This window comes from Nocardioides lentus (genome assembly GCF_039529515.1).
Classification (GTDB): Bacteria; Actinomycetota; Actinomycetes; order Propionibacteriales; family Nocardioidaceae; genus Nocardioides; species Nocardioides lentus.
The window spans coordinates 94,542-120,335 of sequence record NZ_BAAAMY010000009.1 but is presented as its reverse complement, the minus strand read 5'-3'; the positions used below and the strand labels follow the sequence as shown (position 1 = coordinate 120,335).

The window sequence follows — 25,794 nt, the reverse complement described above, 5'->3', positions numbered from 1 at the left end:
TCGCGGCGCGCCGCCGCGCCGGCGAGGGCGGCGACCACGAGCGCGGCCGTCGCCAGGAGCAGCGCGAGGGCAGCGAACGCCCCCACGAGCACCAGCTCCCGCGTGCCTGCCTCCATGACGACGCACCCTACCCGCCGGTCGGACCGCCGACCCGGGGCACCGGCGCGACCGACCGGTCGCCGCGGGGCCCGCCGAGCCGGCAGCAGATCCCGCCCGTGGGCGGGAGCTCGCGCCGACTCGGCCGCCGTACGCCGGGAGGTCGCGCCGACTCGGCTAGTCGCCGCGGACCAGCCGGCGCACGCGCTCCCAGCGGTCCTTGACCGCGGCCTCGGCGCCGAGCGAGGTCGGGCGGTAGTAGACGGCGTCGGCGACGACGTCGGGGGCGTACTGCTGCTGCGCCACCCCGTACGGCGCGTCGTGGCTGTAGACGTACGACGCGCCGTGGCCGAGGTCCTTCGCGCCGGAGTAGTGGGCGTCGCGCAGGTGCGCCGGGACCGGCCCCACCTTGCCGGCGCGCACGTCGGCGGACGCGGCGCCGATCGCGGTGGTCACGGCGTTCGACTTGGGCGCCGCCGCGAGCGCGATCGTGGCCTGGGCGAGCGTCAGCCGGCCCTCGGGCATGCCGATCAGCTGCACCGCCTGCGCCGCGGCGACGGCGGTGGTCAGGGCGGTCGGGTCCGCGAGGCCGACGTCCTCGCTGGCGAGGATGATCAGCCGCCGCGCGATGAAGCGCGGGTCCTCCCCCGCCTCCATCATCCGCGCCAGGTAGTGCAGGGCCGCGTCGACGTCGGAGCCGCGCACCGACTTGATGAAGGCGCTGGTGACGTCGTAGTGCTGGTCGCCCTGCCGGTCGTAGCGCACCGCGGCGACGTCGACGGCCGCCTCGGCGGTGGCGAGGTCGATGGTGTCCAGACCCCGGGTCGCGGCGGTGCGCCCGGCGGCCTCGAGGTAGGTCAGGGCGCGCCGGGCGTCGCCGCCGGCGAGCCGGACGAGGTGGGCCCGGGCGTCGTCGTCGAGCCCGACCGCGCCGCCGAGGCCGCGCTCGTCGGCCAGGGCCGCCACGACGACCTCGGTGACGTCGTCGTCGGTGAGGGACTCCAGCCGCAGCAGCAGGCTGCGCGACAGCAGCGGGCTGATCACCGAGAAGAACGGGTTCTCGGTGGTCGCGGCGACGAGCGTCACCCAGCGGTTCTCCACCCCGGGGAGCAGCGCGTCCTGCTGGGCCTTGTTGAACCGGTGCACCTCGTCGACGAACAGGACGGTCTCGCGGCCGGTGGCCACGAGGTCGCGGCGCGCGGCGTCGACGGCGGCGCGCACCTCCTTGACGCCCGCGGCGACCGCGGAGACCTCCACGAAGCGACGGTCGGTCTGCTGCGACAGGATCGAGGCGATCGTCGTCTTGCCCGTCCCCGGCGGGCCCCACAGCAGCAGCGACATCGAGGCGTCGCCGTCGACGAGCTGGTGCAGCGGCGAGCCCGGCTCGCGCAGCTGACGCTGGCCCACGAGCTCCTCGAGGCGCCGCGGCCGCATCCGCACGGCGAGCGGTGCCGAGGCGTGCGCGTTCCCGGCGAGCGAGCCGCCCGACCCGCCGGCCGGGCCCCCGGCGTCCGGGGCCCCGCCGCCCGGCAGGTCGAACAGCCCGTCAGCCACGGGCCGCGCGCGCCGTCTCAGCCGCGCTCGGGCGTGCCGCTCGCACTCGTCACCGTCCGCTGGTCCAGGTCGAACCAGGTCTCGGAGAAGCCCGGCTTGTTGCCGAGGTCGGTCGGCGTGCCGCCGGGGTCCGGGGTGCCGTCGTCCTCGACGCCCAGCAGGCGGGCCGTCACGGGCCGGTCGGGGTGGTGGCCCAGGTCGCCGGCGAAGTGGCAGGCGACCTTGTGGCGGGGACCGATCTGCATCAACGGCGGCTCGACCCGCGCGCAGATCTCCTGCGCGGCCGGGCAGCGGGTCCGGAAGCGGCAGCCCGAGGGCGGGTTGATCGGGCTCGGGACGTCACCGGTGACCCGGATTCGCTCGCGGCGCCCGCCGATGGCGGCCTGCTTGACGTCGGGCACCGCCGAGAGCAGCGCCTGGGTGTAGGGGTGCTTGGGGTGGTCGTAGAGGCTGTCGCGGTCGGCGATCTCGACGATCTTGCCGAGGTACATGACCGCGACGTCGGGGCAGAAGTGCTTGACCACCGCGAGGTCGTGGGCGATGAACAGGAACGCGATCCCGAACTCCTTCTGCAGGTCCTGCAGGAGGTTGACCACCTGGGCCTGGATGGAGACGTCGAGCGCGGAGACCGGCTCGTCGGCGACGAGCAGCTTGGGCTGCAGCGCCAGCGCCCGGGCGATGCCGATCCGCTGACGCTGGCCGCCGGAGAACTCGTTGGGGTAGCGGTTGTAGTGCTCGGGGTTCAGGCCGACCACCTCGAGCAGCTCCTGGACCCGCGACAGCACCTTGTCCTTCGGCACCATGTCGTGGGTCCGCAGCGGGCTGCCCACGATCGCGCCGACGGTGTGGCGCGGGTTCAGCGAGCTGAACGGGTCCTGGAAGATCATCTGGACGTCGCGGCGCACCGGTCGCATCTGCCGCGCGCTGAGGGGCGCGAGGTCGGTGCCCTCGAAGCGGATCTGACCCCCGGTCGGCTGGTAGAGCCGCGTGATCATCCGCCCGGTGGTCGACTTGCCGCAGCCGGACTCGCCGACCAGGCCCAGCGAGCCCCCGGCCGGCACCTCGAAGGAGATACCGTCGACGGCCTGCACGTGGCCGACCGTGCGCCGGACCAGCCCGGCGGACTTCACCGGGAAGTACATCTTGAGGTCCTCGACCTCGAGGATCGGCTCCCGGCGGGCGGGGCCCGTGGTGAGGGTGCTGCCCGTCGTGGCGGGCACCTGCTCGGTCATCGGCGCTCCTGTCCGGTCTCGCCGGTGGGCTGCTCGCCCGCGGTCCGGTCGCCGGTGGGCTGGTCGGGGGTGTCCGGGTGGTCGACGAGGTCGGGGGCGATCTCGGGGAGCACCTCGCTGGCGTAGATGGCCTCGGGGTCCGCCAGGTGGCAGCGCTTGAGGTGGCCGGTGCCCCGCCCGCCCGGGCTGAGGTCGGGCACCTCGGTGCGGCACAGGTCGCCAGGCACCTTGTCGCTGTGCACGCAGCGGGGGTGGAAGGAGCAGCCCGACGGCAGGTTCAGCAGGCTGGGCGGGTTGCCCGGGATCGGGATCAGGCGGGCCTCGGAGTCGGCCGTGATGTCCGGGACGCTGGACAGCAGGCCCCAGGTGTAGGGCATCTCGGGGTGGGTCAGCAGCTCCCGGGTCGGGCCGTACTCCACCGCGCGGCCGGCGTACATCACCAGCACGTCGTCGGCCATCTCGGCGATGACGCCGAGGTCGTGGGTGATGATGATGATCGCGGAGTCGAACTCGCGCTGCAGGTCGCCGAGCAGGTCGAGGATCTGCGCCTGGACCGTCACGTCGAGTGCCGTCGTGGGCTCGTCGGCGATCAGCAGGGCCGGGTCGTTGATCAGGCCCATCGCGATCATCGCGCGCTGGCGCATGCCGCCGGAGAACTGGTGCGGGAAGTCGTCGACGCGGCGGTCGGGCTGCGGGATGCCGACAAGGTCGAGCATCTCGACGGCCTTGCGGCGGCAGTCGCGCTTGGAGGTCCGGGGGTGGTGCGCGGCGTACGCCTCGGCGAGCTGGGCGCCGACCCGGTAGAAGGGGTGCAGCGAGGCGAGGGCGTCCTGGAAGATCATCGCGGCGGAGTTGCCGCGGATCTGGCGCAGCCGGGACTCCGAGAGCCCGACGACCTCCTGGCCGTCGATGCGGATCGAGCCCTCGATGCGCGAGCGCTTCGGGTCGTGCAGGCCCAGCACCGCCATCGACGACACGGACTTGCCGGAGCCGGACTCCCCCACGATCCCGAGGGTCTTGCCGCGCGCGACGCCGTAGGAGAGGTCGGTGACGGCGTTGACGAGACCGTCGGCGGTGGGGAACTTGACCGTGAGGTTCTCGACCTCGAGCAGCCGGTCGCCGGCGGTGGCGCTGGTCGCGCCGGTGGTCGCGGTCTGGGTCACGAGATCCTCACTCGGGGGTCGAGCACGCTGTACAGGACGTCCACGGTGATGTTGGCGAGGACGACCACGATGGCGCCGAACAGCACGGTGGCCTGCACCACGGGGAGGTCCTCGATGCGGATCGCCTCGAGCCCCCAGCGTCCCACGCCGGGCACGCCGAAGATGATCTCGGTGAAGATGGTGCCGGCCAGCAGGAAGGCGAAGTCGATGCCGAAGATGGTCACGATCGGCACCAGGGCCGCGCGCAGCCCGTGCCGGATCGTGACGGTCCTGGTGTCGAGGCCCTTCGCCTTCGCCGTACGGATGTAGTCCTCGTTGAGCGCCTCGATCATCGCGCCGCGGGAGAACCGGGTGTACTGCGTGGAGTTGTAGAGGCCGAGCGCGAGCCACGGCAGCAGCAGGCCGGTCAGCCAGGCCGCCGGGTTCTCCGTCAGCGGGGTGTAGCCGGCCTGCGGGAAGACCTCGTTGACGATGTTGAGGTACAGCGCGGCGAGCAGGGCGAACAGCACGTAGGGGATCGAGCTCATGATCAGCGTCGCGCTGACCAGGGCCTTGTCGGCCACGGTGCCGCGCCGGCGGGCCGCCATGACGCCCGAGGTGACCCCGACGAGCAGGATGATCACCGAGGCGCCGACGGCCAGGCTGACGGTCGCGGGCAGGCGGGCGACGAGCTCGTCGAAGACGGGCACGAAGGTGCTGTACGACAGCCCGAGGCAGGGCGCCGCGCACTCGACGGTGGTGTTGCCGAGGTCGATCTCGCGGCCGGCGAAGATGCCGCCGACGTACTTGCCGAACTCGCTGAGCATCGGGTTGTTGTAGCCGAGGCTCTGCTCGAGGTCGGCGAGGAACTCGTCGGTGCACCGGTTGTTGGTGCGGCGGTCGCAGAGCCCCTGGGCGGGGCTGCGGGGGCCGTACCAGAACAGCACGAAGATCGAGACCGAGATGACGGCCAGCACCAGCACGCCGGACAGCAGGCGCTTGACGACGAACGCGAACATGGGGGGTCACTCTCGCGGGGACTCGGCCCCGGCCCCGCCGGGGCGCCGCGAGGCGGCGCCCCGGCCGGACCGGGAGGTGGTCGGGGGTCCGGCCCCTCCCGCGGACGGGAGGGGCCGGACGGGGTGGTGCGTCTGCTCAGGCCGAGCAGGTCACTCTCAGCTGCCCTCGGGGACGACGTACATGTCGCGCCAGTTCGGGAAGCCCTGGGCGGCGTCGTTCTGGAAGTTGCCGATGCGCTCGCCGTAGGCGAACAGGTTGTTGTAGTAGCCGGTCGGGATCACGGGGAAGAAGTCCTGCATGATCGTGCGGTCCAGCTCGGCCCACGCGGCCGGCTGGTCCTCGACGGGCAGGCTCGAGACCTCGGAGATGGCCTCGTCGACCGACGGCTCCGAGAAGCCACCGGTGTTGTACTCCTGACCGGTCTCGAACAGGGCCGGGATGAAGGTGGAGCCCGACGGCCAGTCCGAGCACCAGGCGACCTGCTGCACGTTCAGCTGCTTGTGGATGTTGTTGTCGGGGTCGGTCCACACGTCGTAGCCCGAGCCGTCGTAGTCGAAGATCCGGGTGCTGAAGCCCGCGTCCTCGAGCGCCGTGGCGATCTGGTCGGCCGCGGCGCGACCCTCCGGGGAGCCGCTCTGCGACAGGAAGCGGATCTCGTACTCGCCGTCGGCGTAGCCGGCGGCCTCGAGCAGCTCGCGCGCCTTCTCCGGGTTGGTCTCCATCGTCTCGCCCTCGATGGCGTCGAACTCCTCGCGACCGGCCATGCCGGGCGGGAGGATGGTCTCGCCGAAGGTGCGGGTCAGGCCCGGGATCTCGCCGCCGGCAGCGGCGGCGTCCTCGTAGGGGTACGCGAAGGCGAGGGCCTGGCGCACCTCCTTCTCGGTGATCTTGTCGTAGTCCGGGAAGAAGAAGCCGGTGCAGGCCTGGGAGGCGGAGACCACGCGGTCACCGAGCTCCTCGGTCGCCCGCTGGTACGACGAGCCCTGCAGCGCGGTCAGGATCGTGGTCTCGGACTCGGCGTTGTTGCTCAGCATGATCTGGTCGCTGGTGGTCGTGTCCTGGTTGAACTGGAACACGAACTCGTCCGGGTACTGGTGGCGCGAGGGGTCCGTCTCCGGGTCCCACTCGTCGTTGCGCTCGAGCACCAGCTCCACCTCGGGGCGGAACGACGCGACCTTGTAGGGGCCGGTCGCCAGCGGCTCCTGGCCGTAGCCCGGGGGCTCGCCCTCGGGACCGGAGGGCACGGGGCCCATGGCCATGAAGGAGCCCCAGTAGTCCATCTCCGGGAACGGCTGGGACATCTCGATGGTGATGTCGTTGCCGTCGACGGTCACGGCCTCGTAGTTCTCGCCGTCCTCGTAGGGGCCGTTGTAGTCCTCGGCGCCCGCGAAGTAGGTCTTGGAGTACTTCGAGCCCGGACCCTGGAGGTCACCGCCGGCCAGCGAGCGCTTGATGCCGAAGGCGACGTCCTCCGCGGTCACGGGGTCGCCGTTCTCCCAGCGGATGCCGTCCTTGATCGTGAACGTCCACTCGGTGAAGTCCTGGTTCGGCGTGCCGAGGTCGGTGGCGAGGTCGGGGACCAGCACCATCTCGCCGGTCTCCGGGTCGAACTTGTAGGTCGTCAGGGAGCGGAAGACCAGGTTCTGCAGGATGGAGTTGTCGGTCACCGACCAGCCGGCGGTCGGGTCGAGGGTCGCCGGACCGGTGTCGGGCGACGGGAGCAGCACGTTGATCGTGCCGCCCTCCTCGGCGCCCTCGATCGGGTCCGCGGGGCCCTGGGCCTCCGGGTCCTTGAGCTCGCCGGCGGCGCCGCCCTCCTGGAACCCGTCGTCGGTCGTCGGCGCGTTGTTGTTGCCGCCACCTCCGCCGCCGCAGGCCGCCAGCGTCGAGATCGCTGCCGCACCGGCGACCGCAGCCATGAACTTGCTGCGCTTCATCTGAGCCTTCCTTCTCTCTGGTGGTCGACCGCGGCGCAGGTGGCCGGGGCCGGAGTCGAGGACGCGGTGGCGCCTCGAGGTCGGGGACGACGCGTCAGCGTCGGGTCTTGGGGTCGAGGGCGTCGCGGATCGAGTCGCCGAGCAGGTTCAGGGCGATCACCAGCAGGACGATCCCGATCACGGGCTGCCACAGGTACTGCGGGTAGGACTCGAACCACTGCACGGCCCCGGCGACGGTCTGACCCCACGAGGGCCGGTCGGTGACGCCGATGCCGAGGTAGGACAGACCCGCCTCGGCGGCGACGTACGCCGGCAGCGCGAGCGAGAACGCGACGACGATCGGCGCGACGAGGTTGGGCAGGATCTCCTTGCGGAGGATCACCGACGTCGGCACCCCGATCACCCGGGCGGCCTGCACGAACTCGCGCTCGCGGATCGAGAGGACCTCGCCGCGGATCAGCCGGGCCATCGTCATCCAGCCGAAGACCGTCAGGATCCCGATGACCGAGTAGAACTTCACCTCGCCGAGCAGCTCGGGGTTGGTGCCGAAGCGGTCGGACAGGATCGGCGAGAGGGCCAGCGCCGCCAGCAGGAACGGGATCGTCAGGAACACGTCCGTGACGAACATGAGGACGCGGTCGACGACGCCGCCCAGGTAGCCCGCGAGCAGCCCGACGACGACGCCGGTGACGGTGCTGAGCACCGCGGCGGTGGTCGCGATGACCATGGAGGTGCGCGCGCCGTACAACCAGACCGCGAGGTTGTCCTGCCCCGAGCGGGGCGCGACACCGAAGGGGTGCTCCGGGTCGAAGCCGCCGAACGGCGGCCCCTCGAGCGGCAGCTGGTTGATCAGGTTGATCCGCTCGCTGGCCAGCGGGGTGTCGAGGGAGACGCCGAGCAGCCGGGCGATGAGCGGGGCGAAGATCGCGATGACGACGAAGAACAGCACCACGAGGAGCGAGATCATCGCGACCCAGTCGCGGCGCAGGCGCTCGAACGCGATCCGCAGCGGCGACTTGCCGGCGATCTCCTTCTGTCCCTGCTCCGGGGCACCGGGCGCGGTCGAGACCTCGCTGGTGACCTCCATCTGCGGAACGGTCATGCTCACCTCGTGTCCTGATCACCCGAATGACCGGTGCCGGTCGGCCACCGGCACCTCGGCGACTCTAGATCAGCAATTCCGGCCGGAGGATCCCCCCGCGGTAACGATCCGGCAACGCGGTAACGATCCGGCAACGGCGTCGTCGCAGGTCACAGCCCCGACCGACCCGGAGGGGCCGGTCGGTGGCGGGTCGCGTCGGCTCAGGCCGGCTCGGTCGGGGCCTCCGCGGGGACGGGCTTCCTGGGGGTGGCGTCGACACCGGCCTCGCGGCGCTGCTCCGGGCTGATCGGCGCCGGGGCGGCGGTGAGGGGGTCGTAGCCGCCGCCGGACTTCGGGAAGGCGATGACCTCGCGGATCGAGTCCGCGCCGGCCAGCAGCGCGACGATCCGGTCCCAGCCGAACGCGATGCCGCCGTGGGGCGGGGCGCCGTAGGCGAAGGCGTCGAGCAGGAAGCCGAACTTCTCCTGCGCCTCCGCCTCGTCGAGGCCCATCACGGCGAAGACGCGCTTCTGGACGTCCTCGCGGTGGATACGGATGGACCCGCCGCCGATCTCGTTGCCGTTGCAGACGATGTCGTAGGCCCACGCGGGCGCGCTGCCGGGGTCGACGTCGAAGGTCTCGAGGTCCTGCGGGCTGGTGAAGGCGTGGTGGACGGCCGTCCAGGCGCCGGAGCCGACGGCCACGTCACCGGCGGCCTGGGCCTCCGAGGCGGGCTCGAACAGCGGGGCGTCGACGACCCACACGAAGCTCCACGCGTCGGTGTCGATCAGGCCGAGGCGGTGGCCGATCTCCAGGCGCGCGGCGCCCAGCAGGGCGCGGGAGGTCTTGGGGGCACCCGCACCGAAGAACACGCAGTCACCGGGCTCGGCGCCGACGTGGGCCGCGAGGCCCTCCTTCTCGGCGTCGCTGATGTTCTTCGAGACCGGACCGGTGAGCGTGCCGTCGGGCTGCACCAGCACGTAGGCGAGGCCCTTCGCGCCGCGCTGCTTGGCCCACTCCTGCCAGGCGTCGAGGGTGCGACGCGGCTGGGACGCCCCGCCGGGCATGACGACCGCCCCGACGTACGGCGCCTGGAAGACCCGGAACGGGGTGTCGGCGAAGAAGTCGGTGCAGTCGACGAGCTCCTGGCCCATGCGCAGGTCGGGCTTGTCGGAGCCGAACCGCGCCATCGCCTCGGCGTACGGCATCCGCGGGATCGGCGTGCTGATCTCGTGGCCCACGAGACGCCACAGGGAGGCCAGGATCTCCTCGGACAGCGCGATCACGTCGTCCTGGTCGACGAAGCTCATCTCGACGTCCAGCTGGGTGAACTCCGGCTGGCGGTCGGCGCGGAAGTCCTCGTCGCGGTAGCAGCGCGCGATCTGGTAGTACCGCTCGAGGCCGCCGACCATCAGCAGCTGCTTGAACAGCTGCGGGCTCTGCGGGAGCGCGTACCAGGATCCGGGGCGCAGCCGGGCCGGCACCAGGAAGTCGCGGGCGCCCTCGGGGGTGGACCGGGTCAGGGTCGGGGTCTCGACCTCCACGAAGTCGTGACCGGCCAGGACGCCGCGAGCGGCGGCGTTGACCTTGCTGCGCAGCCGCAGCGCGTGGGCGGGCCCGGCCCGCCGCAGGTCCAGGTAGCGGTGGCGCAGGCGCGCCTCCTCCCCCACCTCGCCGCCGCCGTGGCCGGCGGCGTCGTCGACGGGGAACGGCAGCGGGGCGCTCGCGCTGAGCACCTCGAGGTCGTCGGCGACGACCTCGACGTCGCCGGTGGCGAGGGCGGCGTTCTCCATGCCCTCCTTGCGGGCGACGACCTCGCCGGTGACCTTCACGCAGTACTCGCTGCGCAGGGCCCCGGCCACCTCCTCGTCGCGGACGACGACCTGCACCACGCCGGAGGCCTCGCGCAGGTCGAGGAACGCCACGCCGCCGTGGTCGCGGCGGCGGGCGACCCAGCCCGCGAGGGTGACGGTCTGACCGACGTGCTCGGCCCGGAGGGTCCCGGCGTCGTGGGTGCGGATCACTGCTGCTCCTTCGCCTGCACGCGGGGGCGCAGGTCCTCGGTGGGTGGGGTCCAGCTGGCGGGGTCGGCGTCGACCTGGTCGCCGCTGCGGATGTCCTTGACCTGGTGGGCCCCGGAGCCGGTCGTGCCGGTGGTGCCGGCCGGGGGTGCCGGGAACCAGACGTACGGGATGCCGCGCCGCTCGGCGTAGCGGATCTGCTTGCCGAACCGCTGCGCGGACGCCGCGACCTCGCAGGGGATCCGGCGGGCCCGCAGCGCGGCCGCGACGGCGTCGCTGGCGGGGCGGGAGTCCTCGTCGGTGAGCGCGACGAGGACGGCGCTGGGCACGGACCGGTCGGCCGCCAGGCCGGTGCGGGTGACCAGCGGGACCACGACCCGGCTGACGCCGAAGGAGATCCCGACGCCCGGGTAGGTCGTGCGGCCGTCGGTGGCCAGCGCGTCGTACCGGCCGCCGGAGCAGATCGACCCCAGCGACTCGAAGCCGTCGAGGCGGGTCTCGAAGACCGTGCCGGTGTAGTAGTCCAGCCCGCGGGCGATCGAGAGGTCCGCGACCACGCGGGTGCGGTCGTCCACGAGGTCGGCGACCCCGCGCAGGAGCGAGGAGAGCTCGTCGAGCCCCTCGGCCAGCAGCGGGCTGCCCGCGACGGCGTCGGCGCCGAGGAGGTCGGCGACCCGGGCGGCGACGGTGTCGTCGGGCGTCACGATCCCGGCCAGGTCCAGCACGGTGCCGGCGGTCGCGTCGTCCAGGCCGGCGGCGACCAGCTGGGTGCGGACCTCGGCGGCCGGCAGCTTGTCGAGCTTGTCGACCAGGCGCATCACCTCGTCGACGACCGCGGGCTCCGTGAGGCCCAGCGCGGCGTACGCCCCCACGACGAGCTTGCGGTTGTTGACCTGCAGCGTGAAGCCGGGCAGGAAGTCCAGGCGTCGCAGGGCGTCGACCATCACCCGGGTGACCTCGACGTCGTGGTGGGCGGGCAGCACGTCGCGGCCCACGACGTCGATGTCGGCCTGCGTGAACTCCCGGAAGCGGCCGTCCTGCGGCCGCTCGCCGCGCCACACCTTCTGCAGCTGGTAGCGGCGGAAGGGGAACTCGAGGTGGCCCGCGTGCTCGAGGACGTAGCGCGCGAACGGGACCGTGAGGTCGAAGTGCAGGCCGAACCCGGCGTGACCCTCCTCGGCCGTCTCGTGCAGCCGCCGCAGCAGGTAGACCTCCTTGGCGGTGTCGCCCTTGCGGAGCAGCACGTCGAGGGGCTCGACCGCGCGGGTCTCGATGCCGGCGAAGCCGTGCAGCTCGAAGACCTCGCGCAGGGTGTCGAGCACCTGCTGCTCGACCGCTCGCTGGGCGGGCAGCAGCTCCGGGAAGCCGCTGAGGGCGGTGGGCTTGCTCATCGGTTCACAGACCTCGGGTGACTCGAGGCGCGTCGTCGCCGGCGGCGAGGTCGCGCAGGTAGGGGTTGGTGGCACGCTCGGCGCCGATCGACGTCTGCTCGCCGTGTCCCGGCAGCACGACGACGTCGTCGGCCAGCGGCAGCACCTTGTCGGCGAGCGTGCGCAGCATCGTCGCGTGGTCGCCGCCGGGCAGGTCGGTGCGGCCGATGGAGCCGGCGAACAGGACGTCGCCGGCGAACAGCACCTCGGACACGCCGTCGGCCGGGTGCGGAGTCCGGAAGGTCACCGAGCCGCGGGTGTGGCCGGGCATGTGGTCGACCGTGAACGTCAGCCCGGCCAGCTCCAGGCTCTGCGCGTCCTCGAGCAGCCGGACGTCGTCCGGCTCGCGCCAGGTGTGCTCCGCGCCGCCGAGCAGCTGCGGCATCATCAGCCGGGTGTCCTCGCTCATGCCCGCGAGCGGGTCGACGAGCAGGTGCCGGTCCTCGGCGTGGATCCAGGCGGTCGCGTCGTACGCCCCGGCGACGGGGGTCACCGACCAGACGTGGTCGAGGTGGCCGTGGGTGGCGAGGACGGCGACCGGCTTGAGGTGCCGCTCGCGGACCACCTGGGCGACGCCGTCGGCGGCGTCCTTGCCCGGGTCGACGACGACGCACTCGCTGCGGTCCCCGGTCGCCACGACGTAGCAGTTGGTGCCCCAGGGGCCGGCGGGGAAGCCTGCGATCAGCACTCGCCGCACACTACCGACCGGACGGTCCACCGCCGGGCCCGCCTCTCAGTAGGATCGTCCGCGTGACCACGCACGAGGGTGCCGGCCCCGAGGGGTCCGGCCACGACGCGGCCAGCCACGAGTGGGGCCGTGTGGCCTCCGACGGGACCGTCTACGTCAGGACCGCCGAGGGTGAGCGAGCCGTCGGCTCCTACCCGGCGGGGACGCCGGAGGAGGCCCTGGCGTTCTTCACCGAGCGGTACGCCGGGCTCGAGTTCGAGGTGGGCCTGACCGAGAAGCGGGTCAACGGCGGGGTGGTGACCCCCGAGGAGGCGGCCTCCGCGGTGAAGCGGGTGCGCGGCCAGGTCGAGGGCGCCAACGCCGTGGGCGACCTCGACTCCCTGCTCGCGCGGCTCGACGCCCTCGGCCCCGTGATCGCCACCCAGCGTGACGCCAAGCGGGCCGAGAAGGCGCAGGCGCAGGCCGAGGCGCGTGCCGGCAAGGAGGAGATCGTCGCGACCGCCGAGTCGATCGCCGCCGGCCAGGACTGGCGCCACGGCGCGAACCGCCTGCGCGACCTGCTGGAGAAGTGGAAGGGCCTGCCGCGGCTGGACCGGCCCACCGACGACGCGCTGTGGAAGCGGTTCTCGGGCGCGCGCACCGCGTACACGAAAGCTCGCAAGGCCCACTTCGCGGAGCAGGACCAGCGCCGCGAGGGCGCCCGCGCCGTGAAGGAGCGCCTGGCCGCGGAGGCCGAGTCGCTTGCCGGCTCGACCGAGTGGGGCCCGACCTCGGGTCGCTACCGCGACCTGATGCGGGACTGGAAGGCCGCCGGCCCGGCGCCGCGCGACGTCGACGAGGCACTCTGGCGACGCTTCCGCGGGGCCCAGGACCAGTTCTTCGCGGCCCGCGACGAGGCCAACCGCGCGCAGGACCAGGAGTTCGCGGGCAACGCCGAGGTCAAGGAGCAGATCCTCACCGAGGCCGAGGCCCTGGTGCCGGTCACCGACCTCGACGCCGCGAAGCGGACGTTCCGCGACCTCGCCGACCGCTGGGACGAGGCCGGCAAGGTGCCGCGGGACCGGATGAAGTCGCTCGAGGGCCGCTTCCGCGCCGTGGAGCAGGCCATCCGGGGCGTCGAGGACCAGCAGTGGACCCGGTCGGACCCGGAGAAGTCGGCCCGCGCCGGCGACATGGTCGCCAAGCTCGAGGCGGCGATCGCCGCGCTCGAGGCCGAGCAGCAGCAGGCCCGGGCGGCCGGCGACGAGCGGGCGGCGGAGCGTCTGGAGTCCGACCTCGCGTCGCGCCGCATGTTCCTCGACGCGGCGAGGCGGGCGTCCGCGGACTTCTCGTGACCCAGCCCTCCGGGCCCGTCGGGCGCGCCGGGCCCGCCGCGCCGGCGACGGGGCCGGAGCGGCGCAGCCGGGGTCTCGACGCGCTCGACCTGCTCGACACGCCGGCGGAGGAGCGGTTCGACCGGTTCACCCGGATGGCGCTGGTGCTGTTCGACGTGCCACTGGCCTCGATCACGCTCGTGGACGGCGACCGGACCTTCTTCAAGTCGCTCACGCGCATCCCCCAGGTGCCGGAGCCGCCGGCGACCGACGACTTCTCGCTCGCCTGCGTCGAGTCCGGGGAGGTGCTCGTGGTCCCCGACGCCCGCGAGGACCCGTCCTACGCCGACGCCCCGACGGTGACCGGGGCGCCCCGGGTCCGCTTCTGGGCGGGCCACCCGGTCCACGACGCGAACGGCACCCCGATCGGCACCCTCGCCCTGGCGGACCGCCGGCTGCGGGCCTGGGACGGCCGCGACGCCCAGCTCCTGCGGGAGCTGGCCCGGTGGGTGGACACCGAGCTGGCGACGGAGAGCGAGGCGCAGCGCGCGACCGCGGTGCAGGACGCGCTGCTGCCGCCGCCGCTGGTCCTCGAGGGGTACGACGCCGCGGCGCTCTGCCTGCCGACCTCCGTGGTGTCCGGCGACTTCTACGACCACGCGGGCTTCGGCGACGACGGGCACCTCCTCGCCCTGGCCGACGTCATGGGCAAGGGCACTGGCGCGGCCATCCTCACCGCCACCGTGCGGGCGGCGCTCCGCGCCGAGGCCACGGCGTACGCGCGGGGGCGCCGTGACGGGCCGGACCCCGGCACCGGCAGCGGCACCGGCGGTCCCGCCGACCTGGGCGTGGTCGTGTCCGCCGTCAACGCGCTCCTGGTCACCGACCTGGCGGCGAGCGACGCCTTCGTCACCGGGTTCGTCGGGTGGGTGCACCCCGAGCGCGGCGAGCTGCGCTGGGTCGACGCCGGCCACGGCCTCGCCCTGGTCTGCCGCGCGTCCGGCGAGGTCGTCCGGCTGCACGGGGAGGGCCTGCCCCTCGGCGTCGTCGAGGACGGGACCTGGGCCGAGTCGCGGGTCGTCCTCGAGCCGGGCGACTGGTTCGTGCTGACCAGCGACGGCCTGCTCGACCTGCTCGGCGGCACCCTCGAGTCCCTCGACGAGATCGCCCGGCTGGCGCTCGGCGCCGCGGACCCGGCGGGCCTGATGACGGCGGTGCGCGCCCTCGCCGACGACGACCCCGCGCGCGACGACGTCACCGTTCTCGCGATTCGCCGTACAGAACGGTTGTAGGTACCTAGGGTCGCAGGGTGTCTCGGGCCCCCTCCCCCGCACCCCAGTGGCTGATCCGCGTGGCGGTGCTGCTCACCGTCGTGCTCGGCGTCAACTACGTCGTGTGGCGCTGGCTGTTCTCCGTCAACTGGAGCGCCTGGTGGATCGCGGTGCCGCTGATCCTCGCCGAGACCTACAGCATCATCGACGCCCTGCTCTTCGGGCTGACCGTCTGGAAGGTGAAGCGGCGCGGCGACGCGCCGCCACCCCCGCCCGGCGCGACGGTCGACGTGTTCGTCACGACCTACAACGAGCCGCTCGACCTCGTGCAGCGCACCGCCCTCGCCGCGCGCGACATCCACCACCCCCACCGCACCTGGATCCTCGACGACGGCTCGCGCACCGAGCTGCGGGACTGGGCCGAGGCCCACGGCATCGGCTGGATCCGACGCAGCGCGGACTGGGTCGACCGGCCCCGCCACGCGAAGGCCGGCAACATCAACAACGCCCTGATGCAGACCGACGGCGAGTTCCTCCTGATCCTCGACGCCGACCAGGTGCCGACGCCCGAGATCCTCGACCGGACCCTCGGCTGGTTCACCGACGACGACGTCGCGCTCGTCCAGACCCCGCAGTACTTCGTCAACGTGCCGGACCACGACCCGCTGGGCAGCCAGGCGCCCCTGTTCTACGGACCCATCCAGCAGGGCAAGGACGGCTGGAACGCGGCGTTCTTCTGCGGCTCCAACGCCGTGCTGCGCCGCGAGGCGCTCATGCAGCTCGGCGTCTCGCGCTACGCCCGGGAGGTCGAGACCGCCGTACGCCGGGCCCTGCGGACCTCCGACCGCGTGCTCGCGTCGGCGCGCCGCGACCTCGCCGAGGACGACGACCGGCTGCGGTCGGCGATCGACGAGGTGGCCGCCGAGGTCCGCGGCGCCCGCGCGGAGCTCGACGCCGGGGTCGCCCTGGCCGACGTGACCTACGGCTTCCAGCAGCGCATCGACGCCGTGACCGACCGCCTCGTCGCCGAGGACCTGACCGCCGTCCGCGCCGACCTCGAGGTCATCGCCGGCCTGGAGGGCGCCATCGCCGGGGAGTCCAGCCCGCTCGCCGTCCTCGACGAGGTGGCGCTCGACCGGGTCTCCCGGCGGGCCTGGTCGCCGCTCGGGGCCCTCGAGACGGTCCGCACCCTGATCGGCGCGGTCGACATGAGCCGCGACGACGAGGCCCAGCCGGTCATGCCGCTGGCCACCATCTCCGTCACGGAGGACATGGCCACGGCGATGCGGCTGCACGCCCTCGGCTGGCGCTCGGTCTACCACCACGAGGTGCTGGCCCACGGGCTCGCGCCCGAGGACCTCGGGTCGATGCTCACCCAGCGGCTGCGCTGGGCCCAGGGCACGATGCAGGTGATGCTGCGGGAGAACCCCCTGCTCGTCCGGGGCCTGAAGGTCCCGCAGCGCCTCATGTACTTCGCGACGATGTGGAGCTACCTGTCCGGGTTCGCCGCGGTCGTCTACGTCACCGCACCCGTCGTCTACCTGACCTTCGGGGTGCTGCCGGTGCAGTCGCTGTCGAGCGAGTTCTTCGTCCGGCTGATCCCGTTCCTCCTCGTCAACCAGCTGCTGTTCCTCGTCGTCGGCAAGGGGGTGCCGACCTGGCGCGGCCAGCAGTACTCCCTGGTGCTCTTCCCCACCTGGATCAAGTCCGTCACCTCGGCGTTCGGCAACGTCGTCCTCGGGCGCCACCTCGACTTCTCCGTGACGCCGAAGGAGCGGCCCGTCACCGACGGACCGCAGTGGCACCTCGTCAAGCCCCAGCTCGTCGTCATCGGCGCCCTCGTCGTGGCCGTGCTGCTCGGGCTGGTGCGCCTCGCCGTCGGCCAGGCCGACCCCCTCGGGGTCTGGGCCAACATCGCGTGGGTCGTCTACGACCTCGTCATCTTCAGCGTCGTCATCCAGGCCGTGCTCTACCGCGGCCCCACCGAAGGGAGCACCACGTGAGCGACTTCGAGGTCACCGTCACCGACGACGGCATCGGCGTCGTCCGGCCGCTCGACCGCCTCACCATGGTCTCGGCGAAGCGGTTCTCCGGCCACGTCGCCGACCTCATCGGCGGCGGCACGTCGCGGATCGTGGTCGACCTGTCCGGCACCGGGTTCGTCGACTCCTCCGGGCTCGGGGCGCTCATCGCCGGGCTCAAGTCGGCCCGGCAGGCGGGCGGCGACCTCCGGCTCGCGGCCCCCACCGAGCAGGTCACCACGATCCTGTCGCTGACCAACCTCGACAAGGTCCTGCGCCCGCGGGACAGCGTGGAGAGCGCGTTCTGATGGAGCCCGCCCTGGTGCGATCGATGCGGCTCCCGGGCCGGGTCGAGAGCGTCGACGCGGTCGCGGCGGAGCTCGTCGCGGTGTGGCAGGCCGCGCCCGACGTGTCGGCGCGCGACCGCCTCCGCGTGGAGACTGCCCTCGTCGAGGTCGTGGGCAACGTCGTCGAGCACGCGCTCGTCGGCGCCCCGGACGCGGACCTGGAGGTGCGGGTCAGCGTCGAGGCGGCGGCCGTCGTCGTCGACGTCACCGACCCCGGCGCGCCGCTCGAGGTCGACCTCGCCGGGGCCGTGATGCCGCCCGCGGACGCCGTCGGCGGGCGTGGGCTCGCGCTCGTGCTCGCGGTCGTCGACGAGGCCGTCTACCGGCGCGACGGCGCCGTCAACCACTGGACCCTGCGCTGCGAGCGGAGCGAACCGTGACCCTCTCCCCCCGCCCCGCGCACCGCCGCGCCGGCCGGCTCCTCGGACTCGTGGCGGCCCTCCTCGTGCCGCTCCTGCTCACCCTCGTGCCCGCGACCCCGACCGCCCAGGCGGCCCCCGCCGCCCCTCTCGTCCCCGCCGCCGACCCGGTCCCGGCGCCCTCGGGCGGGCCCTACTTCGGTCCCCAGCTCGACTGGACCGACGACTCGGCCGCGCAGTACGCCGACCGCCTCGGCGCCCGCCCCTCGGCGTACGCGCAGCTCGTGGCCTACCCCCTCGGGGCGGCCGACGTCACCGTCGTCGAGCAGTTCGCCCAGCAGGCCGCCCAGCAGGGCGCGCTGGCCGAGCTGACGCTGGAGCCCGCGGTCGCGCTCGACGACCTGACCGCCGAGGACGCGCAGGACCTCGTCGACGTCCTGGTCGACGTGCACGAGCAGTACGACTCGACGGTGCTCGTCCGGTTCGCCCCCGAGATGAACGCGTCCTGGACCCCGTGGGGTCAGGAGCCCTCGGCGTACGTCGGCGCGTTCCGCGAGCTGGCGGACGTCGTCCACGCCGGCGCCCCCGACGCGGCGATGCTGTGGGCGCCGTCGTACGGCTCCGGCTACCCGTTCACCGGCAGCTCGGGGCGCATCGAGGGCCTCGGCTCCCGGGACCTCGAGCGGCTCGACACCACCGGGGACGGCCTCGTCGACGCCGCCGACGACCCGTACGGGCCCTACTTCCCCGGCCCCGAGGCGGTCGACTGGGTGGGCCTCAGCGTCTACCACTACGGCATCCGGCTCGACGACGGCGAGACCGACACCGAGACCGAGGGCATCGACGAGGAGACCAACACGGTCCCCGTGCCCGGCGCCTACGCCGACCGCCTCGACGAGGCCGCCGGCTACGGCGACGACCGGCTCCGGGAGAGCTTCTACGACCGCTTCTCGCAGGCCTACGACCTCCCGATGACGGTGCGCACGGGCGCCTTCTACGACCCCGAGGCCTCGGGCGACGACAGCCCCGAGGACATCAAGCGGACGTGGTGGCGCCAGGTCGTCGACCCCGACACCGCGGCCGCGTACCCCGACATCGCGCTGATCACCTGGCTGGAGGTGCGCCGCGCGGAGGCCGAGACGGGCGACACCGTCGTCGACTGGCGGGTCACGCACACCCGGCGGCTCGCCGAGGCGCTGCGGACCGACCTCCGCGCCGCGGGCGTCGACCTGGGCCCGGTCACCCGGGTCATCGACCAGGAGGCCTCCAACGAGGCGACCAACCAGTACCTCACCGACGGCATCGAGGCCGGCGACCAGATGGGGTGGATCACCGCCCTCGTGGTGGCCGCGTTCGTCGGTCTGCTGCTGGCCGGGCTGGCCGGGCGGTTCGTGCCGTCGTGGCGCTACCCGACCCCCGACGACCCCCGCGACCGGCGTCTGGACCTGCTGCGCGGCTGGATCATCTGCGCGGTGGTCGTCACCCACATCGAGGTCGCCGGGCCCTACAGCTACGTCGCCCGCAACGCGATCGGCGCCATCACCGGCGCCGAGCTGTTCGTGCTGCTGTCCGGGATCGTGCTCGGGATGGTCTACCCGGTCGCCGTGCGACGCCAGGGCGAGTACGTCGCCGCGGTCCAGGCCCTCCTGCGCGCCCGCAAGCAGTACCTGACCGCCCTCGTCGTGGTGGTCCTCGTCTACCTGATCTCGCTGGTGCCGTTCGTCGACGCCTCGGTGGTCACCACCTTCACCGACCGCGGCACGGGCTCCGCCGGGCCGCAGGCCGCGGGCCAGGTCTACGACCTCTACGTCAACGCCCCGCGCCTGTTCGACTACCCCCCGCCCTGGTACGCCGTGCGGCAGCTGCTCCTGCTCGAGATGGGCCCCTGGGTCTTCAACATCATGGGCCTGTTCGTCGTGCTCTCGCTGCTCGTCCCGGCGCTGATGTGGGCCGTCCAGCGCGGCTTCTGGTGGGCGGTGCTGCTGGGCAGCGCCGGGCTGTACGGCCTGGGCCGCTGGCTCGGCCTGGACCTGCTGCCCTCGCAGTTCGACGACGTGTTCCCGCTCGCGGTGTGGCAGGTGCCGTTCTGCGTCGGCCTGGTCGTCGGACGCTACCGCCGCGAGATCACCCGGACGCTCACGTCGCGGGCCGGCAGGGTCCTCGTGGCCCTCGCCCTCGGCGCCTACGCCGCCACGCTCGGCGTGCTGTGGCTGCAGCACGGCCCGGCCTACGACTGGCTCTACCCGAACCTCTACCAGCGCACCGAGCTGCAGCCCGGCCGGTTGCTCGACCTGGCGCTGGTGGTCGTCGTCGCCTACGCCCTGCTCACCTGCGTGTGGAAGCCGATCGCCGCCGCGACCGGGTGGTTCCTCGTGCCGCTCGGCCGGGTCAGCCTGTACGTGTTCATCGTGCACGTCTTCTTCGTGCTGGCCGTCGGCAACGTGCCGGGCCTCGACCGCACCAGCTGGTGGCAGGGCCTGGTCGTGCACACCGTGGTGCTCGGCGTGATCTGGCTGATGGTCCGCTACAAGGTGCTCGCGAAGATCATCCCCGCCTGAGCGCGGCCGCTCCCCCACCGGGTGGCGACCGGCGGCTCACTGGGTGACGCGGTAGGCGTCGAAGACGCCCGGCACCGTGCGGACCGCGCGCAGCACCGAGTCCAGGTGCTTGGCGTCGGCCATCTCGAAGGTGAACCGGCTCTTGGCGACGCGGTCGCGGGTCGTCGACAGCGACGCCGACAGGATGTTCACGTGGACGTCGGAGAGCGCCATCGTGATGTCCGAGAGCAGCCGGGCCCGGTCGAGGGCCTCCACCTGGATGTTGACGAGGAACATCGACTGCGCCGTCGGGGCCCACTCGACCTCGAGCAGGCGCTCGGGCTGGGAGGTCAGCGAGCGGGCGTTGGTGCAGTCGCCGCGGTGGACCGAGACGCCGCCGCCCTTGGTGACGAAGCCGAGGATCGGGTCGGGCGGCACCGGGGTGCAGCACTTGGCGAGCTTGACCCACACGTCGGGCGCCCCGGCGACGATGACGCCCGGGTCACCGGCGGCGGCAGCCTTCGACCGCCCCCGGCGGCCGGTGATGGTGACGGCCTCCGCCAGGTCCTCCGCCGCCCCGTCGTCGCCCCCGTGCAGCTCGATGACCCGTCGTACGACGGCCTGCGCGGACAGGTTGGCCTCGCCGACGGCGGCGTAGAGGGCGGTGACGTCGCTGAGGTGGAAGTGGGTGGCGGCCTCGGTGAGCGTCTCGTGGCTCATCAGGCGCTTGAGGGGCAGGCCCTCCTTGCGCATGAGGCGCGCGATCTGGTCCTTGCCGCGCTCGATCGCCTCGTCGCGACGCTCCTTGGTGAACCACTGGCGGATCTTGGAGCGCGCCCGGGGCGACTTCACGAAGCCGAGCCAGTCGCGCGACGGGCCGGCGTTGGCCGCCTTGGAGGTGAACACCTCGACGACGTCGCCGTTGTCGAGGCGGGACTCCAGCGGCACCAGACGTCCGTTGACGCGGGCGCCGATGGTGTGGTGCCCGACCTCGGTGTGCACGGCGTAGGCGAAGTCGACGGGGGTGGCGTCGGCGGGCAGCGCGATGACGTCGCCGCGCGGGGTGAAGACGTAGACCTCGGTCTGGTTGACCTCGAAGCGCAGCGACTCCAGGAACTCGCCGGGGTCCTCGATGTCGCTCTGCCAGTCGAGCAGCTGCTTGACCCACGTCATGTCGTCGCCGGGGGCCGTCCCGGCCTCGGTGCGACGCTCGGTGTCGACGCCGGCGCGGGTGTTCTCCTTGTACTTCCAGTGCGCCGCGACGCCGTACTCGGCGCGACGGTGCATGCCGAAGGTGCGGATCTGCAGCTCGACGGGCTTGCCCTGCGGGCCGATCACCGTCGTGTGCAGCGACTGGTACATGTTGAACTTCGGCAGCGCGACGTAGTCCTTGAAGCGGCCGACCACGGGGTTCCAGCGCGAGTGGAGCACGCCCAGCGCGGAGTAGCAGTCGCGGTCGGCGTCGACGAGGATCCGGATGCCGACGAGGTCGTAGATGTCGGAGAACTCCCGGCCGCCGACGATCATCTTCTGGTAGATCGAGTAGTAGTGCTTCGGCCGGCCGGTGACCTTCGCGGTGATCCGGGCCGCCTTGAGGTCGGCGGAGACCTCGCTGATGACCTGCGCGAGGAACTGGTCGCGCGAGGGCGCGCGCTCGGCGACCAGGCGGACGATCTCGTCGTAGATCTTCGGGTGCAGGGTCGCGAACGCGAGGTCCTCGAGCTCCCACTTGAGGGTGTTCATGCCGAGCCGGTGGGCCAGCGGGGCGTAGATGTCGAGGGTCTCGCGGGCCTTCCGCTCCTGCGTCTCGGCCTTCACGTAGCGCAGCGTGCGCATGTTGTGGAGACGGTCGGCGAGCTTGATGACGAGGACCCGGATGTCACGCGCCATCGCCACGATCATCTTGCGGAGCGTCTCGGCCTGGGCGGAGTCGCCGTACTTGACCTTGTCGAGCTTGGTGACGCCGTCGACGAGCTGGGCGACCTCGTCGCCGAAGTCCTTGCGCAGCTGCTCGAGGGTGTACGGCGTGTCCTCGACGGTGTCGTGGAGGAGCGCCGCGACCAGGGTCGGCTCGGTCATGCCGATCTCGGCGAGGATCGTGGTCACCGCGAGGGGGTGGGTGATGTACGGGTCGCCGCTCTTGCGCATCTGCGGGCCGTGCATGGTCTCGGCGGTCGTGTAGGCCCGCTCGAGCAGGGCGAGGTCGGCCTTGGGGTGGTTGGCCCGGACCGCCTTGAACAGCGGGTCCAGCACCGGGTTGGTGTCGCTGGCCGAGCTGCGGGTGCCGATGCGCGCGAGGCGGGCCCGCATCCCGCGCGCCGACGTGACCGGCGCGGGTCCGGTCGGTCGGGGCCCGGCCGGGCCGCGCGTCGGCGGGGCCGGGGTCGCGTCGACGGGCTCGGCCGTCAGCGCTCCCCTGCGGGAGCCGCTGTCGCCCGGGTGCTCGTCCACCCCACCAGTGTAGGGGTGCTCACACGCTGGTCAGGCACGTGAGCGGCACCTCGCCCAGCGCCTCGCGGCCCGGGAGGAAGGTGAGCTCCATGAGCATCGCCACGGCGGCGACCTCGGCCCCGCAGGCCTCGACCAGCTCACGGGTCGCGCGCAGCGTCCCGCCGGTCGCGAGCACGTCGTCGACGAGCAGCACCCGCGACCCCGGGGCCAGCGCGTCGGTGTGGATCTCCAGGGTGGCCTCGCCGTACTCCAGGGAGTAGGAGACGGCGTGCGTGGCCCGCGGGAGCTTGCCGGCCTTGCGCACCGGCACGAGGGACGCGCCGAGGGCGAGCGCCACCGGGGCGGCGAGCAGGAAGCCGCGGGCCTCCATGCCGACCACGGCGTCGACGGTGGTCGCCCCGTCGTCGTCGCGGCCCGCCTCGGCGAGCGCCGCGACGCCCGCCGTCAGCGCCTCGTGGTCGGCGAGCAGCGGCGTGACGTCCTTGAAGACGACACCCGGGCTCGGGAAGTCGGGGACGTCGACGACCAGGCGCGCCATGGCCTCGCGGGCGCGCTCGAGCGCGCCGGCAGCGGAGGGGCTCACGCTCAGAGCTCCCGGCGGCCCGGGACGTCCTCGCCGGGCTCGCGGCCGTCGGCGCGGGCCTCGACGGCGGGGTCGACCGGGTCGGTGGCCTCGAGCGGGGCGCGCTCGGGCACGACGTTGGCGATCGCGGCGCGGGCGACGGTCAGCACGACGCCGTCGGCGACCCGCACGTCCACGCGCTCCGGGTCGTCGGTGCGGGTCAGCTCGCCGAAGATCCCGGAGGTCAGCATCACCGAGGAGCCCGGGGCCAGCTCGGCCTGCATCTGGCGCTGCGCCTTGGCGCGCTTGGACTGCGGCCGGATCAGCAGGAAGTAGAACGCCAGCACGATGAGCACGAGCGGCAGGAAGGAGGCGGCCTCGCCCACGATGGGACCTTTCGGGTGACGTCAGGGACCTGGTGAGTCTAGGAGACCGCTGTCCGCCCCCCGCATCCCCGCGGCCTCAGCCGTCGAAGAGCGCGGTGTCGCCGGTCCCGGGCGGTGGGGTGAGGCCGAGGTGGGCCCAGGCGGCGGGGGTCGCGACGCGGCCCCGGGGGGTGCGGGCGAGCAGGCCGTTGCGCACCAGGAACGGCTCGGCGACCTCCTCGACGGTCTCGCGCTCCTCCCCCACGGCGACGGCCAGCGTCGAGACCCCGACGGGCCCGCCGCCGAACCGACGGCACAGCACGTCCAGGACGCCCCGGTCGAGCCGGTCGAGGCCGGACTCGTCCACCTCGTAGAGGTCGAGGGCCGCCCGCGCGGCCTCCAGCGTGACGACGCCGTCCGCGCGCACCTGCGCCCAGTCACGGACACGGCGCAGCAGGCGGTTGGCGATGCGCGGGGTGCCGCGGGAGCGTCCGGCGATCTCGGCGGAGCCGTCGCGGGTGACCTCGACCCCGAGCAGGTCCGCGGAGCGCCGGACGATGAGGTCGAGCTCGGCGGGCTCGTAGAACTCGAGGTGCGCGGTGAACCCGAAGCGGTCGCGCAGCGGGCCGGGGAGCAGCCCCGCGCGGGTGGTCGCCCCGACGAGCGTGAACGGGGGGATCTCGAGCGGGATCGCGGTCGCGCCCGGTCCCTTGCCGATGACGACGTCGACGCGGAAGTCCTCCATCGCCATGTAGAGCATCTCCTCCGCCGGTCGCGCCGTGCGGTGGATCTCGTCGACGAAGAGCACGTCGCCCTCGTTCATCCCCGACAGGATCGCGGCGAGGTCGCCCGCGTGGGTCAGCGCCGGTCCGCTGGTCAGCCGCAGCGGGGCGCTCATCTCGGCGGCGATGATCATGGCCAGCGTCGTCTTGCCCAGCCCGGGCGGCCCGGAGAGGAGCACGTGGTCGGGGGTCCGCTCACGGCGACGGGCGGCCTCGAGGACGAGACCCAGCTGCTCGCGCACCCGCTGCTGCCCGACGACCTCGTCGAGGGTCCTCGGTCGCAGCGCGGCCTCGACCGCCCGCTCGTCGCCGTCGGCCTCGGCCGTCACCAGCGAGCGCAGGTGGGTGGACTCCGCGTCCTCGTGGTCGATCTCCTCCACGGCCCCGTCAGCTCCGGCTCAGGGTGCGCAGCGCCGCCCGCAGCAGCGCGGCGACGTCGGGCTCGGGTCCGGCCTGGTCGGCGACGGCGCCGACGGCCTTGTCGGCCTCGCGCGCGGACCAGCCGAGCCCGACGAGGCCCTCGAGCACCTGCGCGCGCCAGGCGTCGACCGGCGGCGCCGCGGCCGGGGAGGCTGCGGTCCCCACCGGGGGCCCGATCCGGTCCTTGAGCTCCAGGATGATCCGCTGGGCGCCCTTCTGGCCGATCCCCGGCACCCGGGTGAGCGTCTTGGTGTCCTCGGTGGCGATGGCCGTGCGCAGGTCGTCGGGGCCGAGCACGGCGAGCATCGCCTGCGCCACCTTGGGCCCGACGCCCGAGGCGGTCTGCGCGAGCTCGAAGCAGTCGCGCTCGTCGGGGGTCGCGAAGCCGTACAGCGTCAGCGAGTCCTCCCGGACCACGAGGCTGGCGGCGAGCGTCGCCTCCTCGCCGGCACGCAGCCCGGCGAGCGTCCCGGGGGCGCACGACAGCTGCAGCCCGACCCCGCCGACCTCCACCACGGCGCTGCTGAGGCCGACCGCGAGGACCCTCCCCCGCACGCTGCTGATCATCGACGTCCTGCCTTCCGTGCGGCGGCGACGCGGGCGTCACCGGCTCGACTGCTCTGGGCGGCCTCGGCCGCGGCGGCCAGGCGGGACTGGGCCCCGCCCCGCCAGATGTGGGTGATCGCGAGCGCCACGGCGTCGGCCGCGTCGGCCGGGCTCGGCGGGGCCGGGAGGCGCAGGATCCGGGCCACCATGAGCCCGACCTGCGTCTTGTCGGCGCGGCCGTTGCCGGAGACGGCGGCCTTGACCTCGCTCGGGGTGTGGAGCGCCACCGGGAGGCCGCGCTTGGCCGCCGCGACGAGCGCCAGGCCGCTGGCCTGCGCGGTGCCCATGACCGTCGAGACGTCGGAGCGGGCGAAGACCCGCTCCACCGCCACGGCGTCGGGGCGGTACTCCTCGAGCCACTCCGCGATGCCGGCCTCGATCGTCACCAGGCGGGTGGCGACCGGGACGCCGGCGGAGGTGCGGATGACGTTGACGTCGACCAGCCGCAGCGGCCGCCCGACGTCGCCCTCGACGACGCCGACCCCGCACCGGGTCAGGCCCGGGTCGATCCCCAGGACGCGCATCGCACCGCCTCCGCCTCGCCGTGCCCGCTCGTCCG

21 protein-coding genes are annotated in these 25,794 nt (G+C 73.3%); 6 read left to right on the top strand and 15 right to left on the bottom strand.

Annotated elements, in window-relative coordinates; genetic code table 11:
* Nucleotides 1-273: 273 nt before the first annotated feature.
* The 9 genes from ABD158_RS16625 to ABD158_RS16585 form a co-directional block, all read right to left on the bottom strand.
* The gene (locus ABD158_RS16625; RefSeq protein WP_425573221.1) at nucleotides 274-1,650 is read right to left on the bottom strand and encodes a replication-associated recombination protein A; all 1,377 of its coding nucleotides are present in this window, start codon (nucleotides 1,648-1,650) and stop codon (nucleotides 274-276) included.
* A gap of 17 nt (nucleotides 1,651-1,667) precedes the next feature.
* Nucleotides 1,668-2,882 (bottom strand): ABC transporter ATP-binding protein, encoded by a 1,215-nt coding sequence (locus tag ABD158_RS16620; protein WP_344008721.1) that lies wholly within the window; start codon nucleotides 2,880-2,882, stop codon nucleotides 1,668-1,670.
* A complete protein-coding gene (locus ABD158_RS16615; protein WP_344008720.1) occupies nucleotides 2,879-4,045 on the bottom strand; it encodes an ABC transporter ATP-binding protein in 1,167 nt (388 codons plus the stop codon). Before ABD158_RS16615 ends, ABD158_RS16620 begins: the two co-directional genes overlap by 4 nt.
* Nucleotides 4,042-5,043, bottom strand: coding sequence for an ABC transporter permease (locus tag ABD158_RS16610; RefSeq protein ID WP_344008719.1), 1,002 nt, complete (start codon nucleotides 5,041-5,043; stop codon nucleotides 4,042-4,044). The genes ABD158_RS16615 and ABD158_RS16610 overlap by 4 nt, the downstream gene beginning before the upstream one ends.
* Nucleotides 5,044-5,199: 156 nt before the next feature.
* Nucleotides 5,200-6,981, bottom strand: a complete 1,782-nt coding sequence (locus ABD158_RS16605) for an ABC transporter substrate-binding protein (RefSeq protein ID WP_344008718.1) — start codon at nucleotides 6,979-6,981, stop codon at nucleotides 5,200-5,202.
* Nucleotides 6,982-7,075: 94 nt separating this feature from the next.
* Nucleotides 7,076-8,083: an ABC transporter permease gene (locus tag ABD158_RS16600; protein WP_344008717.1), complete on the bottom strand. Its 1,008-nt coding sequence runs from the start codon at nucleotides 8,081-8,083 to the stop codon at nucleotides 7,076-7,078.
* Between the two features lie 200 nt (nucleotides 8,084-8,283).
* On the bottom strand, nucleotides 8,284-10,086 hold the full coding sequence (gene aspS, locus ABD158_RS16595) for an aspartate--tRNA ligase (RefSeq protein WP_344008716.1): 1,803 nt from the start codon (nucleotides 10,084-10,086) through the stop codon (nucleotides 8,284-8,286).
* Nucleotides 10,083-11,474 carry a histidine--tRNA ligase gene (gene hisS, locus ABD158_RS16590; RefSeq protein ID WP_344008715.1) on the bottom strand — a complete coding sequence of 464 codons (1,392 nt, stop codon included), beginning with the start codon at nucleotides 11,472-11,474 and terminating at the stop codon, nucleotides 10,083-10,085. The genes aspS and hisS overlap by 4 nt, the downstream gene beginning before the upstream one ends.
* A gap of 4 nt (nucleotides 11,475-11,478) precedes the next feature.
* A complete protein-coding gene (locus ABD158_RS16585; protein ID WP_344008714.1) occupies nucleotides 11,479-12,201 on the bottom strand; it encodes an MBL fold metallo-hydrolase in 723 nt (240 codons plus the stop codon).
* 62 nt (nucleotides 12,202-12,263) lie between these two features.
* Between ABD158_RS16585 and ABD158_RS16580 the strand changes: the two genes are divergently transcribed.
* The 6 genes from ABD158_RS16580 to ABD158_RS16555 are packed head-to-tail and all read left to right on the top strand — an operon-like array spanning nucleotide 12,264 to nucleotide 20,070.
* The gene (locus ABD158_RS16580; RefSeq protein WP_344008712.1) at nucleotides 12,264-13,535 is read left to right on the top strand and encodes a DUF349 domain-containing protein; all 1,272 of its coding nucleotides are present in this window, start codon (nucleotides 12,264-12,266) and stop codon (nucleotides 13,533-13,535) included.
* Nucleotides 13,532-14,806 (top strand): PP2C family protein-serine/threonine phosphatase, encoded by a 1,275-nt coding sequence (locus ABD158_RS16575; protein ID WP_344008711.1) that lies wholly within the window; start codon nucleotides 13,532-13,534, stop codon nucleotides 14,804-14,806. The genes ABD158_RS16580 and ABD158_RS16575 overlap by 4 nt, the downstream gene beginning before the upstream one ends.
* Before the next feature lie 17 nt (nucleotides 14,807-14,823).
* Entirely contained in the window at nucleotides 14,824-16,788 is a 1,965-nt protein-coding gene (locus ABD158_RS16570; RefSeq protein ID WP_344008710.1) for a glycosyltransferase family 2 protein, read from the top strand.
* Nucleotides 16,785-17,114 (top strand): STAS domain-containing protein, encoded by a 330-nt coding sequence (locus ABD158_RS16565; protein ID WP_344008709.1) that lies wholly within the window; start codon nucleotides 16,785-16,787, stop codon nucleotides 17,112-17,114. The genes ABD158_RS16570 and ABD158_RS16565 overlap by 4 nt, the downstream gene beginning before the upstream one ends.
* Nucleotides 17,114-17,533: an ATP-binding protein gene (locus ABD158_RS16560; RefSeq protein ID WP_344008708.1), complete on the top strand. Its 420-nt coding sequence runs from the start codon at nucleotides 17,114-17,116 to the stop codon at nucleotides 17,531-17,533. Before ABD158_RS16565 ends, ABD158_RS16560 begins: the two co-directional genes overlap by 1 nt.
* Nucleotides 17,530-20,070 carry an OpgC domain-containing protein gene (locus ABD158_RS16555; protein WP_344008707.1) on the top strand — a complete coding sequence of 847 codons (2,541 nt, stop codon included), beginning with the start codon at nucleotides 17,530-17,532 and terminating at the stop codon, nucleotides 20,068-20,070. The genes ABD158_RS16560 and ABD158_RS16555 overlap by 4 nt, the downstream gene beginning before the upstream one ends.
* 36 nt (nucleotides 20,071-20,106) lie before the next feature.
* Here the strand turns inward: ABD158_RS16555 and ABD158_RS16550 are convergent, their stop codons facing one another.
* The 6 genes from ABD158_RS16550 to ruvC form a co-directional block, all read right to left on the bottom strand.
* Nucleotides 20,107-22,359 carry a RelA/SpoT family protein gene (locus ABD158_RS16550; protein ID WP_344008725.1) on the bottom strand — a complete coding sequence of 751 codons (2,253 nt, stop codon included), beginning with the start codon at nucleotides 22,357-22,359 and terminating at the stop codon, nucleotides 20,107-20,109.
* Nucleotides 22,360-22,519: 160 nt separating this feature from the next.
* Nucleotides 22,520-23,089, bottom strand: a complete 570-nt coding sequence (locus tag ABD158_RS16545; protein WP_425573224.1) for an adenine phosphoribosyltransferase — start codon at nucleotides 23,087-23,089, stop codon at nucleotides 22,520-22,522.
* Entirely contained in the window at nucleotides 23,086-23,448 is a 363-nt protein-coding gene (gene yajC, locus ABD158_RS16540) for a preprotein translocase subunit YajC (RefSeq protein WP_344008705.1), read from the bottom strand. Before yajC ends, ABD158_RS16545 begins: the two co-directional genes overlap by 4 nt.
* Before the next feature lie 76 nt (nucleotides 23,449-23,524).
* Entirely contained in the window at nucleotides 23,525-24,580 is a 1,056-nt protein-coding gene (gene ruvB, locus ABD158_RS16535; RefSeq protein ID WP_344008724.1) for a Holliday junction branch migration DNA helicase RuvB, read from the bottom strand.
* 16 nt (nucleotides 24,581-24,596) lie between these two features.
* Nucleotides 24,597-25,196: a Holliday junction branch migration protein RuvA gene (gene ruvA, locus ABD158_RS16530; RefSeq protein WP_344008704.1), complete on the bottom strand. Its 600-nt coding sequence runs from the start codon at nucleotides 25,194-25,196 to the stop codon at nucleotides 24,597-24,599.
* Complete coding sequence (gene ruvC, locus ABD158_RS16525) at nucleotides 25,193-25,750, bottom strand: crossover junction endodeoxyribonuclease RuvC (protein ID WP_344008723.1); 558 nt, start codon at nucleotides 25,748-25,750, stop codon at nucleotides 25,193-25,195. The genes ruvA and ruvC overlap by 4 nt, the downstream gene beginning before the upstream one ends.
* Nucleotides 25,751-25,794: the final 44 nt, after the last annotated feature.

Bases quoted from the DNA above. Each gene is read 5' to 3' on its own strand.
- ABD158_RS16610 (WP_344008719.1), bottom strand. From the start codon at position 5,043: ATGTTCGCGTTCGTCGTCAAGCGCCTGCTGTCCGGCGTGCTGGTGCTG.
- ABD158_RS16605 (WP_344008718.1), bottom strand. From the start codon at position 6,981: ATGAAGCGCAGCAAGTTCATGGCTGCGGTCGCCGGTGCGGCAGCGATC.
- ABD158_RS16550 (WP_344008725.1), bottom strand. From the start codon at position 22,359: ATGCGGGCCCGCCTCGCGCGCATCGGCACCCGCAGCTCGGCCAGCGAC.
- ABD158_RS16560 (WP_344008708.1), top strand. From the start codon at position 17,114: ATGGAGCCCGCCCTGGTGCGATCGATGCGGCTCCCGGGCCGGGTCGAG.
- ABD158_RS16600 (WP_344008717.1), bottom strand. From the start codon at position 8,083: ATGACCGTTCCGCAGATGGAGGTCACCAGCGAGGTCTCGACCGCGCCC.
- hisS (WP_344008715.1), bottom strand. From the start codon at position 11,474: ATGAGCAAGCCCACCGCCCTCAGCGGCTTCCCGGAGCTGCTGCCCGCC.
- ABD158_RS16620 (WP_344008721.1), bottom strand. From the start codon at position 2,882: ATGACCGAGCAGGTGCCCGCCACGACGGGCAGCACCCTCACCACGGGC.
- ruvA (WP_344008704.1), bottom strand. From the start codon at position 25,196: ATGATCAGCAGCGTGCGGGGGAGGGTCCTCGCGGTCGGCCTCAGCAGC.